Below are 12,022 nucleotides of genomic sequence, written 5' to 3' on the forward strand. Positions count from 1 at the left end.
ACGCCGCTTAAGTCTTTCAAAGACGCAGACGACAAAGTCCGCGCTACGGACGCGCTACTTACCTTCGCCCCATGACTCAAACGCTGACCGGAAAAGTGGCCCTCGTAACGGGCGCTTCCAAAGGAATTGGCCGCGCCATCGCGGCGCATTTTGCCCAACTCGGTGCCCAAGTGGCCTTCACCTACCTCTCCTCCGTCGAAAAGGGCCAGTCCCTGGAGGCCGAGCTTTCGGCCCACGGCACCAAAGCCAAAGGCTACCGCTCCGACGCCTCGGACTACACTCAGGCCGAAAAGCTGATTGAGGACGTGCTGGCTGATTTCGGCAAGCTCGACATCCTCGTCAACAACGCAGGCATCACGCAGGACGGCCTGCTCATGCGCATGAGCGAACAGCAGTGGGACCAGGTGCTCACCGTGAACCTCAAGTCGGTTTTCAACCTCACCAAGGCCGCCACCAAGCCCATGATGCGCGCCAAAGCCGGCTCCATCATCAACATGACCAGCGTGGTGGGCATTAAAGGCAACGCCGGGCAGGCCAACTACGCCGCCAGCAAAGCCGGTATCATCGGCTTCACCAAGTCGGTGGCCCTGGAACTGGGCTCGCGCAACATCCGCTGCAACGCCATTGCCCCCGGCTTCATCGAAACCGAAATGACCGATGCCCTCGACCCCAAGCAGGTAGACGAGTGGCGCAAGGCCATTCCGCTCAAGCGCGGCGGCTCGCCCGAAGACGTGGCCAAAGCCACAGCCTTCCTGGCGTCGGATGATTCGAGCTATATCACCGGCCAGGTGCTGCAGGTAGATGGCGGCATGCTGACGTAGTAGGCAAAGCCCCGGAACGAAGCAGAATCGTATTGATTTTGACCCCAGTAGCCCCGCAGCAGCACGCCTATTGCTGCGGGCGCGAAGGGACAGGCACGGCCATGGTCTGAGCGCTATATTCGGCCGGCTTATATCTTCATTGGTCGCCCACTGGTTATTGGGCTATCCTGAGGCACCCGCCACGGCCTGCAACCTTGGGGGCGAGTGACGAACTTTAGCGCTGATTCAATCCGACTTTCGCTTGCTGACTACCCAATATTCTGCCTGGTTTATTCCGCTGTGTTTGCTCGTGGGAGCGGGCTATGCGGCGCTGCAATACTCGGCCAAAGCGCCGTGGAGCCGCAACCTGAATTATGCGCTGGCCGCCTTGCGCTTTGCCGTGGTCAGCTTCCTGTGCTACCTGCTGCTGGGGCCGTTTATCAAGACGACGACCACGCACACCGAGCAGCCCACCATTGTGCTCGCGGTTGATAACTCGCAGTCGGTGGAGCTATTCACCCCGAAGAACGTATTGAGCCAGGCCACTGCGGGCCTCGCGCGCCTGGCCGAAACCCTGCGCAGCAAGGGCTTCAATGTCGAAACGCGCACTCTGACTCCTACGCCCGGTCGCCCGGCTCGGCTCGATTCCTTACGCTTCGGCGCCCCCACCACCGACCTCGACCGCCTGCTCTCCGGCACCCGCGAAGCCTACGACGGCCGCAACCTGGCCGGCGTGGTGCTGCTGAGCGACGGCCTGGTAAACCAGGGCCGCAGTCCGGCCTACTCCGAGTACAGCTTTCCGATATACAGCGTGGCGGTGGGCGACACCGTGCCCAAAAAAGACCTGCGCCTCACCGGCCTCATCTACAACCGCGTGGCGTTTAGCGGCAACCGGTTTCCAGTGGAGGCTGAAATTGGGTTTGAGGGCTTCGCGGGCGGCGCGGCCACCGTGGAGCTGCGCGAAGGCAACCGCGTGCTCGACAGGCGCCGCGTGGCGTTACCTGCCGGCCGCCGGCGCGTAAAAGCCACCTTCCAGATAACGGCGCCCGCGCCGGGTAAGCGCCGCTACGAAGTGCGCGTGGTGCCCCAGCCCGGCGAGTTTACAGAGCTGAACAATGCCCGCACGGCCTTCATCGAAATCGTGAAAGGCAAGCTGCGCGTGCTGCTGGCCGGCGCCGCGCCCCACCCCGACCTGAAGGCCTTGCGGGCCGCGATTCTGGCTAACAACAACTTCGACCTGACGCTGGCGCTGCCGGGAGTGGCGCCGCTGCGGGCTGGGGCCGATTTTGACGTGGCCATTCTGCACCAGATACCAGCGCAGGGTGGCCTGGGCAATGAGATTCTGGCTCAGGTGAAAGCTCGCCGCACGCCGGCGCTGTACATCATCGGCGCGCAGTCGGATTTGGCGGCGTACAACCAGTTGGGCACGGGCCTCACCATTCAGCCGCGCGGGGCCCAGACCGATGAAGTGACGCCGCTGCCCAACCCCGGCTTTGCCCGCTTCGCCACCGACGAAGAATCGGCCCGCCGCTTTGCGGCGTACCCACCGGCCCCGGTGCCGTTCGGCGATTTGCGCCTGGGCGCGGGCGCCGAGGCAGCGCTGTGGCAACGCGTGGGCCGCGTGGCCACCCAAAAGCCGCTGCTGGTTTTTGGGGGCACCACCGACCGGCGCCAGGCCACGCTACTCACCGATGGCAGCTGGCAGTGGCGCCTGCAGGAAGCCGTGGAGCACGACGACAAGCCCGAAGCCTACGACCGGCTCATCATCCGCACGCTGCAGCTCCTGACCCAAAACGCCAACAAAAAGCGGCTCGACGTGTATCCCACGCAGGAAAGCTTCGGCACGCAGGACGACGTAACCCTCGGCGCTGAAACCTACAACGCGGTGTTTGAGCGCATCTATAACCAAAAAATTGACCTCACCCTCACCGACGACAAGCAGCAAACCCGCCGCTTCACCTTCGCCAACCCCGAGGATGGGTCGCCTTTGCACCTGGGCCCGCTGCCCGCGGGCCTCTACCGCTACCAGGCCCGCGCCACGCTGGGCGGTCAGGCCCAACAAGATGCAGGCGAGCTAGTAGTGCAGTCGCAGCCGCTCGAAGCGCTCGAGTCGCGCGCCGACCACAACCTGCTGGCTCAACTTTCGCGCCGCAGCGGCTCACGCCTCTACTATCCGGCTCAATTCGACCAGTTGGCCCAGGACATTCAAAAGGCGAACTACAAACCGGTAATTACCGCCGAAGAAGACCTGAAGGATTTGATAAATCTGAAGTGGATTTTCTTCGTGATTCTGGCTTTCCTCACGGCCGAATGGGCGACGCGGAAGTACTCGGGCAGCGTGTAGACGTTGGGACTTAATTGGGGGCGTTAATGAAGCTGTATAGCTATGTCTTGTATAAAGTTTTTCGTTTCCGAATGGCCACGGAGATAAAAGCCTTGGGTGCCAGAGTAACTCAAAGAGCCGTAGATACTGCTGGACTAATGCTCCTCCCTTTTATGGGTTGGTCGCTGTATGGTCTTATTATCGCAATGCATTTTCTAACGAATGCAGGCATTATCTATAATCGGCAATCTCAGCAATTATGGTTTATGGGTATACTCGGCACGGAATGGTTAGTAACCTATTGGCTTAACTATCGAATTCTAAAGTCGGCCCACTGGATTTTGTATCGTTCTGAATTTGCAGGGCACTCTCCAGCGAAGCGCCACTTAGGTAGCATTATGGTGCTTTTGCTACTTATTTCATTTTCGCTGCTTCCTTTCTATCTGATTCAGAACAGCTCTTATCGGTAGACTATAGCCTATTGTACATGCACCTCCGCATTCGCCGCGCCACCCTTTTCCCGTAGCGCGGTGCTCCGTAAAGTAGAATCCTCTCCGCAGCGTCCTCCCTCCTACTTTACCTAGCCAATATGAAAATCAAGGCGATTCTTACCGGCGCTACCGGCATGGTGGGCGAGGGCGTGCTGCTCGAATGCCTACGAGACCCTGATGTGGAGCAAGTGCTGGTGCTCGGCCGCAAACCTACTGGCCGCTCGCACCCCAAAATGAAAGAGCTGCTGGTGGCCGACTTGCAGAACCTGGGCCCCGTCGAAAACCAGCTCACCGGGTACAATGCCTGTTTTTTCTGCGCGGGCATTTCCTCGCTGGGCATTTCGAAAGCAGAATACGAGCGCATCACCCACGACCTGACCCTGGCCGTGGCCCAGACCCTGGTTCGCCTGAACGCCGACCTGACGTTTTGCTACGTCACCGGCGCGGGCACCGACAGCTCCGAGCGCGGCCGCAGCCACTGGGCCCGCGTAAAAGGCCGCACCGAAAACGCCCTGATGCACCTGCCCTTTCGGCACGCCTACATGTTTCGGCCCGCCTTCATGCATCCCACGGCTGGCCAGCGCAACATGCCGAAAGCATACCGGTACGTGGGCTGGCTCTACCCCATTATCCGGCGGCTGGCGCCCTCGTATGCGTCCACCCTGCAGGAGTTGGGCCAGGCCATGATAGCAGCAGTGCGCACGGGCTACCCAAAACCGGTGCTGGAAGTCCGGGATATTGTGGCGCTGGCCCACGGCAAGGTGGCTGCCTAACGCATGCGAAAAGCGCTACAAACCTTCCTTATGGCATTCGGCAGCATCATTGGCGTGGCTCTCGTTGCGGCCGTGGCGTTTGTTAGCCTCAGCCCCGAGTTTGGCGGCACGCCCACTAAGGCCGAGCGGGCAGCTTTTGCGAAATCGGGCCATTACCACAACGGCGAGTTTGTGAACCTGGTGCCCACCCAAGTGATGACCGGCAGCAGCACCCTGGCCGTGCTGTGGAAGTTTCTCTTTCGCAAAAACCCGAACGCCCGGCCCGCCGGCCCGCTGCCCATGCAGCCGCTCGACTCGCTGGCTATCGTGCACAAGACGCCGGAGCTTGTGCGCGTGACGTGGTTCGGCCATTCGTCCAGCCTGGTGGAGCTGGCCGGCAAAAACATTCTGCTCGACCCCATGCTGAGCGTGGACCTGGGGCCCAGCGCCTTGCTGACCCCGCCGCGCTACAACCCCACCTTGCCCATCAGCCCGGAAAAGCTGCCACCCATCGATGCCGTGCTGATTTCGCACGACCACTACGACCACCTCGACTACCAAACCATTCGGCGCATCAAAGGCAAAGTGGCCCACTTTTATGTTCCCCTGGGCGTGGGGGCGCACCTGCGGGCCTGGGGCGTAGCACCGGAGCGCATCCGCGAAATGAACTGGGGCGACAGCGTGCGGCTGCCCGGCCTCACGCTGGTGTGCACGCCCAGCCGCCACTTTTCGGGCCGCGGCCTCACCAACCGCAACTCCACGCTCTGGAGCTCTTGGGTGATGAAGTCGGCCACGAAAAGCGTCTTTTACAGCGGCGACGGCGGCTATGGCCCCCACTTCCGCACCATTGGAACCACCTACGGGCCTTTCGACCTGGCGCTGATGGAATGTGGGCAGTACGACGCGCAATGGGCCCAGATTCATATGATGCCCGAACAAAGTGTGCAGGCCGCCCACGACGTGCGCACTCAGGTGATGCTGCCCGTGCATTGGGCGGCTTTCACCGAAGCCAACCATGCCTGGAACGACCCGGTAATCCGGGCCACGGCCGAGGCGGCCCGCCTGCACCAGCCCATCACCACGCCACACCTGGGCGAACCGGTAACTTTGGGGGCTGCGCTGCCAAGCTCCCGCTGGTGGGAGTAGCGCGGAGCACTACAAGTCCGTCATGCCGAGCGCAGCCGAGGCATCTCGCCCGCTTCGTTGTACCGAATGAATTGCCACGGCACGCGAGATGCCTCGGCTGCGCTCGGCATGATGGTCTAAGCAAATCCAACTATATGCGCTACATACTCCTCAACAAGCCCTACGAAGTCCTCACCCAGTTTACGGATGAGCACGGCCGCGCCACACTCAAGGATTGCGTGCCCGTGCCCGGCATTTACCCGGTGGGCCGGCTCGATTTCGACAGCGAAGGCCTGCTCCTGCTCACCGACGACAAAGCCCTCCAGCACCGCCTCAGCGACCCCAAATTCAAAGTTCCCAAAACCTACTGGGCCCAGGTAGAAGGCGTGGTTTCGGAAGAAGCGCTGGAGAAGCTGCGGCGCGGCGTGCAGATTAAAGATGGCCTCACCGTTCCCGCCCGGGCCCAAGTCCTGCCCGAGCCCACTGAGCTTTGGGAGCGCAGCACGCCCATCCGCTACCGGGCCAGCATCCCGACCAGCTGGCTGGCCATCACCATTTCCCAAGGCATGAACCGGCAGGTGCGCAAGATGTGCGCGGCCGTGGGCCTGCCCTGCCTGCGCCTTATCCGCGCCAGCATCGACGAGTTGGACCTGGGCGAGCTGGCGCCCGGCCAATGGCGCGAGCTCACGCCGGAAGAATCCCGCAAGCTGAAAGCGAAGTTTTCGGCCACGAAAAACCCGGCGAACCGGAAGGTGGTGGTGAAAGTACCCAAGGGCTCATCGGGCACCTCGCCGAAATCTACACAGGCATAAGGCATCCGGGAAAGGGCGCTTAAGTAGCTGACGGCCGAGTTAGGCTGCATCCCTGTCAGGAAATATTCAGTTGCTTGCGGCCAATCCGGCCACGGCGGCGGCTTGGATGGGCTTTCTGTGGCCTGCCGGTGACAATCTGTCACCAAAAACACGCTGGTACGTTGCTTGTAATCGTCGGTCAGCGGCCCATTGGGCTGCTTTGACCTGACATTCCACACCTAACTAAAAAACACCCCATCATGGGAAAAATAATCGGCATTGACCTCGGCACCACCAACTCGTGCGTGGCCGTAATGGAAGGCAACGAACCTGTTGTAATTCCCAACAGCGAAGGCCGCCGCACCACCCCCAGCATCGTCGCATTTCTCGACGGGGGCAAGGGCGAGCGCAAGGTGGGCGACCCTGCCAAGCGCCAGGCCGTTACCAACCCCCAAAACACGATTTCCAGCATCAAGCGCTTCATGGGCCGCCACTTCAATGAGGTGACTGCCGAGCAGAAGCACGTTTCCTACCAGGTAATAGCCGGCCCCAACAACACGGTGAACGTGAAGATTGGCGACCGTAACTACACGCCGCAGGAGATTTCGGCCATGATTCTGCAGAAGATGAAGCAGACGGCCGAAGATTACCTGGGTACGACCGTAACCGAAGCTGTTATCACGGTGCCGGCTTACTTCAACGACGCCCAGCGCCAGGCCACCAAAGAAGCCGGTGCCATTGCCGGCCTCGACGTGAAGCGCATCATCAACGAGCCCACGGCCGCTGCCTTGGCCTACGGCCTCGACAAGAAGCACAAAGACCAGAAGATTGCCGTGTATGACCTCGGCGGTGGTACGTTCGACATTTCCATTCTCGAGCTCGGTGATGGCGTGTTTGAAGTATTGAGCACCAACGGTGACACCCACCTCGGTGGCGACGACTTCGACCAGGTTATCATCAACTTCCTCGCCGACCAGTTCAGCAGCGAAAACGAAGGCCTCGACCTGCGCAAGGACCCCATGGCCCTGCAGCGCCTGAAGGAAGCGTCGGAGAAAGCCAAAGTTGAGCTGTCGAGCTCGACCGAAACCGAAATCAACCTGCCCTACATCACCGCTACGGCCTCGGGCCCCAAGCACTTGGTGGTGAAGTTGAGCCGCGCCAAGTTTGAGCAGCTCGCCGACGACCTCGTGCGTCGTTCGATGGAGCCCGTGAAAAAGGCCCTGCAAGACGCTGGTTTGTCGACTTCCGACATCAACGAGGTTATCCTTGTGGGTGGCTCTACCCGCATTCCCCGCATCCAGGAGGAAGTGGAGAAGTTCTTCGGCAAGAAGCCTTCCAAGGGTGTGAACCCCGACGAAGTAGTGGCCATCGGCGCGGCCATCCAGGGCGGTGTGCTCACCGGTGAGGTGAAGGACGTGCTGCTGCTCGACGTGACCCCGCTGTCGCTGGGCATCGAGACCATGGGCGGCGTGATGACCAAACTCATCGAGTCGAACACGACCATCCCGACCAAGAAATCGGAGACCTTCTCGACGGCGTCGGACAACCAGCCTTCGGTGGAAATCCACGTGCTGCAAGGCGAGCGTCCGCTGGCCAGCCAGAACCGCACCATCGGTAAGTTCCACCTCGACAGCATCCCGCCCGCACCCCGTGGCGTGCCGCAGATTGAAGTAATCTTCGACATCGACGCCAACGGCATCCTGAACGTAACCGCGAAGGACAAGGGCACTGGCAAAGAGCAGAAAATCCGCATCGAAGCCAGCTCGGGCCTGAGCGAAGCCGACATCAAGCGCATGCGCGACGAGGCTGCCGCCAATGCCGAATCGGACAAAGCCGAAACCGAGCGCATCAGCAAGGTGAACGCCGCCGACTCGATGATTTTCCAGACCGAAAAGCAGCTGAAAGAGTACGGCGACAAGCTGAGCGGTGGCAACAAAACCGCCATCGAAGGAGCCCTCGAAGACCTCAAGAAGGCCCACGAGAGCAAAGACCTCAACGCCATTGATACGGCCATGGCCGCCATCAACGCGGCTTGGCAGGCTGCCTCGCAGGAGATGTACGCTGCGGGCGGTGGCGAAGGCGGCGGAGCCGGCCAGCCCGGCGGGGGCTTCCCCGGCGGCGACGGCCAAGGTGCCGGCGGCAATGGCAATGGCCAGGGCCAGCCTCAAGGCGACCACGTAACCGACGTGGATTACGAAGAAGTAGACGGCAAATAATACCAGCCGTCGCGGATAATAAAAAGCTGGAAGCGCATTGCTTCCAGCCTTTTTTATGCCCAATCCATGCTTATTGACCTGATTTGAAAAGGGTGCCTGCTCCTACCGGGTTCGGCTCAAGTTGAATGAATACGTCGGAAAGAGGCCAATTAATTCTGGTTAGTTCAACAGTAGCGTTGAGATGCGCTAATTTTAGCCCAACATTCGCCCATTTGCGTAAGCACGCCCGTTGCGGCCTGTTGGCCTTGCGCAACTTTCGACTCCCCGCCACGACTCACTCGTTACTTTATGAAATCCACTTCCTACTTTTTTCCGCTCCGGGCGCTTGCCCTTGGGGCCCTGCTGGTGGGCACCAGCCAATGCAGCGTTAGCGACCAGGTTAAAGAATCGCCCAGTTCTCGGAAAAGCAACCTCTCAACCGAGGCCCAGGAAACACTGGCCTACGACCAAATCCAGTACCGGCTCAACTTCATGGACGAAGCCAAGCTAGGCGGCCAGGACATCCTGTTTGTGCGCCAGGCCAGCGACTTCACGCCGGCCCAGCAAGCCAAACTACAAACCGCCCTGCAAGCCGGCAACCTGCCCCTGCGCTTGCGTATGCGGGTGTATGCCCGCAATTCCAGCCAGGTTACCCTGCAGCTTAAGCAGCTCGACTACCAGCTCTTTCTCGACGGCCGTGAGCTGACTAAAGGCAGCACCGGCGCCAACACCGCGCTGGAATCCAGCGCCATCGTGACCCTGCCCGTCGACGTGGACCTGAAGCTGACCCCGGCGCTGCTCAATGGCAGCACCCCGGCCGCCTTCGCTGCTGGCCTGGCCGACTTTACCGGCAGCGCCCGCCGCCTCACCATGCGCATCCGGCCCACGTACGTGAGCGCCAGCGGCCGCGTGACGCCCGTGGGCGATTTCCAGCCCGCGGAACTGGTTACGCGCAAAGCATCAGCCAAGCGCTAGCCCAATTTCGCAGCCCAACTCTTGCCGCCCAGCTCGCCGGAATTAATCTTCGGCGGGCTGGGCGGCTTCGATTACGCCCTCTTCGATTTTGGCGTCGGCTTCCTGGTGGTCGTCGGCATCGGCCTTCTCCAGCTGGTCTTCCTGCTCCTGCCAGCCGCTGGGCTCGTAGCTGAGGCGGATGTAGATGGGGTAATGGTCGGAGCCGATGTGGGTGAGGCGCTCCAGGTGCTGCAGGCGGAAGTGCGACGAATGAAAGACGTGGTCCAGGGGCCAGCGCAGCAGCTTGTGGTCGGCGTGGAAGGTGGGCAGCAGGCCCCGGCCAATGCGCGGGTCGAGCAAGCGCGACAACCGCCGAAACAGCTCGGAAGTATGCGACCAGGCCACGTCGTTCAGGTCGCCGGCCACGATGGTGGGCCCGTCGTGCCGCTGAATGAGCTTGCCCACCACCAGCAGCTCGGCATCGCGCCGGGCACTGGTTTTCGACTCCTGCGGCGCCGGCGGCTTGGGGTGTAGGAAGTGCATGTTCACGGCCACGCCGTTGGGCAGCACCGCGCAGCCATGAAACGAGGGGATATCCTTGTCCAGAATGTACCGAATCTGGGGCTCGCGCAGGGGCAGCCGCGAAAACACCAGCATACCGTAGGTATTGGGCAGGGGCGCGTGGCAGGTATAGGGGTGGGTTTTCTCGATGCCTTGGAGTTGACTCAGCCACCAATCGTCGGTTTCCAAGGCCAGCACGATGTCGGGCTGGTAGTTGCGAATGTGGCCCAGGCAGCGTGAGGCGTCGCGGTTGTACATCAGCACGTTGGTTACCAGCAGGCTGATGTGGTGGTCGTTGTCGTCGGCGGCCCGCAGGGCGTTGGCCACCTGCTTGCGGTGCAGCGGCGTGTAGGGCCAGATGCGGCTCACCTGGTAAGCCAAGGCCACCGCCAGGCTCACCCAAAAGCAGGAATGAGCCGGGCCGGGCTCGTGCGGCAGGGCCAGCGTGAGCGCCAGGCTCAGCACCAGGCCCGCCACGATTTGCAGGCGGGGAAAGTCGCAGGCGCGAATCCACCAGGCGGTTTGGCGCAGTATGGGCAGCAGGGTCACCACCAGGCCCAGGCCGCCGAGCACCCACACCACCCAGTGGCCAATGGTGACCAGCAGGTATAAAAAATCAGACATCTACGCGGCGCAAGGAATTATACATCGTCCTGGAAGCCGCCTTTGCGCAACTCCTCAATGGTGCGCATCACCCGGTCTTTGAGGGTAGCGCGGTACTTTTCCAGGGCATCGGCCAGGCGGGCGTTGTTCAGGGCCAGCATTTGGGTGGCCAGCACGGCCGCGTTGGCCGCCGCGTCCACGCCCACCGTGGCCACGGGCACGCCCGCCGGCATCTGAATCATGCTCAGAATGGAATCGAGCCCCTGAATGGACATGGTGCTGTTGATGGGCACCCCAATGACGGGCAGCGTGGTGAACGCCGCCACCATGCCCGGCAGGTGGGCGGCCCCGCCCCCACCGGCAATGAGCACGCGCAGGCCGCGCTTGCGGGCACTTTCGGCGTACTCCACCATGCGGTGCGGCGTGCGGTGCGGCGACACCAACGTGATTTCGAAGGGAATGCCGAACTGCCGGAGCACGTCGGAAGCGGCTCCCATAATTTTTAAATCCGATTTCGACCCCATGATGATGCCTACAATAGGCGTTTCCATAATGGGGCGGTCGTCGTTACTTGGGCCAGACGGCGAGCTTTCAGCGGAAGAGTCAGGAATCATCAGGTGGGGAAAGGCGAAAAGAGGGAAGCAGGAAGCAGAGCAGTAAACTCCGCCGTTGAGGTGGCAAAATAAGGCTTTTCCATCCAGCCAATACCTACGCATACCTTTGCGACCTATGGAAATTCTCCTCGCCACCTTCACCACCCTGTTTTCCATCGTCAATCCGTTTGGGGCGATGCCGGTTTTTCTGACCCTCACGGCCGAAGACCGGGCCCAGGAGCGCGCCCGCACGGCCCTGCGCGCCTGCATCTACATGGTGGCGATTCTGAGCGTGGCCTTTTTTGGCGGTCAGTACATTCTCAATTTTTTTGGCATCAACATCCAGCACTTGCGCGTTGCGGGCGGCATCCTGCTCATGCGCTCGGCCTTTGAGCTGCTCACGCCCGGCGCCAACCGCGACCGGGTGGGGCCCGATGCCCTTGAAGAAAGCAAGCACAAGGACGACATCAGCTTCACGCCCCTGGCCATGCCCATGCTGTCGGGGCCGGGCTCCATGGCCATTTGCATTGGCCTGATTCGGCCCACTTACGTCGACAAGGCCATGACAGTGTTTGGCTTTACGCTGGTGGCGCTGGCGGCCTTTATTATCCTGCTCTTTTCCCTGCGGCTCACCCGCGTGCTGGGTAAGCCCGGCATGGCGGCCATGGCGCGCATCATGGGCTTCATCACCCTGGCCATTGGGGTCAATTTCTTTGCCACGGCCATCAGCGCCCTGTTTCCGGGGCTGACGCGGTAAAAGCCCAACGGCCGTCAGGCAGCGTGCCGCATGTCGAGAGCCGGGACATAACGTCGCTTTTTCAACTCGGACGCAAT

Annotated in this window: 11 protein-coding genes; 9 read left to right on the plus strand and 2 right to left on the minus strand. The window is 61.3% G+C overall.

The genetic code is table 11. The annotated features are described in order from the left end of the window. The first annotated feature begins 71 nt into the window (after positions 1–71). The 8 genes from fabG (at position 72) to AUC43_RS16555 (ending at position 9,452) form a co-directional block, all read left to right on the plus strand. Positions 72–821, plus strand: a complete 750-nt coding sequence (fabG, locus tag AUC43_RS16520) for a 3-oxoacyl-[acyl-carrier-protein] reductase (protein WP_068196170.1) — start codon at positions 72–74, stop codon at positions 819–821. Between the two features lie 241 nt (positions 822–1,062). After that, a complete protein-coding gene (locus tag AUC43_RS16525) occupies positions 1,063–3,144 on the plus strand; it encodes a VWA domain-containing protein (protein ID WP_233254034.1) in 2,082 nt (693 codons plus the stop codon). 26 nt (positions 3,145–3,170) lie between these two features. Next, entirely contained in the window at positions 3,171–3,593 is a 423-nt protein-coding gene (locus AUC43_RS16530; protein WP_068196174.1) for a hypothetical protein, read from the plus strand. Between the two features lie 119 nt (positions 3,594–3,712). Next, positions 3,713–4,387, plus strand: coding sequence for a Rossmann-fold NAD(P)-binding domain-containing protein (locus tag AUC43_RS16535; RefSeq protein WP_068196177.1), 675 nt, complete (start codon positions 3,713–3,715; stop codon positions 4,385–4,387). A 30-nt stretch (positions 4,388–4,417) separates the two neighbouring features. After that, positions 4,418–5,512, plus strand: a complete 1,095-nt coding sequence (locus tag AUC43_RS16540) for an MBL fold metallo-hydrolase (protein ID WP_068196180.1) — start codon at positions 4,418–4,420, stop codon at positions 5,510–5,512. A gap of 134 nt (positions 5,513–5,646) precedes the next feature. Beyond that, positions 5,647–6,303 (plus strand): pseudouridine synthase, encoded by a 657-nt coding sequence (locus AUC43_RS16545; RefSeq protein WP_071885952.1) that lies wholly within the window; start codon positions 5,647–5,649, stop codon positions 6,301–6,303. A 239-nt stretch (positions 6,304–6,542) separates the two neighbouring features. Further along, a complete protein-coding gene (gene dnaK, locus AUC43_RS16550) occupies positions 6,543–8,498 on the plus strand; it encodes a molecular chaperone DnaK (RefSeq protein ID WP_068196183.1) in 1,956 nt (651 codons plus the stop codon). A gap of 288 nt (positions 8,499–8,786) precedes the next feature. Further along, complete coding sequence (locus AUC43_RS16555; RefSeq protein WP_068196185.1) at positions 8,787–9,452, plus strand: hypothetical protein; 666 nt, start codon at positions 8,787–8,789, stop codon at positions 9,450–9,452. 42 nt (positions 9,453–9,494) lie between these two features. Here AUC43_RS16555 and AUC43_RS16560 read toward each other — a convergent pair whose 3' ends face one another. Then, positions 9,495–10,616 carry an endonuclease/exonuclease/phosphatase family protein gene (locus tag AUC43_RS16560; RefSeq protein WP_099092904.1) on the minus strand — a complete coding sequence of 374 codons (1,122 nt, stop codon included), beginning with the start codon at positions 10,614–10,616 and terminating at the stop codon, positions 9,495–9,497. A gap of 17 nt (positions 10,617–10,633) precedes the next feature. Further along, positions 10,634–11,146 (minus strand): 5-(carboxyamino)imidazole ribonucleotide mutase, encoded by a 513-nt coding sequence (gene purE / locus AUC43_RS16565; RefSeq protein ID WP_068198792.1) that lies wholly within the window; start codon positions 11,144–11,146, stop codon positions 10,634–10,636. A gap of 178 nt (positions 11,147–11,324) precedes the next feature. Here purE and AUC43_RS16570 point away from each other — a divergent pair, with 178 nt between their 5' ends. Further along, positions 11,325–11,945, plus strand: coding sequence for a MarC family protein (locus AUC43_RS16570; RefSeq protein ID WP_068196189.1), 621 nt, complete (start codon positions 11,325–11,327; stop codon positions 11,943–11,945). Positions 11,946–12,022: the final 77 nt, after the last annotated feature.

Source organism: Hymenobacter sedentarius, assembly GCF_001507645.1.
GTDB classification, from domain to species: Bacteria; Bacteroidota; Bacteroidia; order Cytophagales; family Hymenobacteraceae; genus Hymenobacter; species Hymenobacter sedentarius.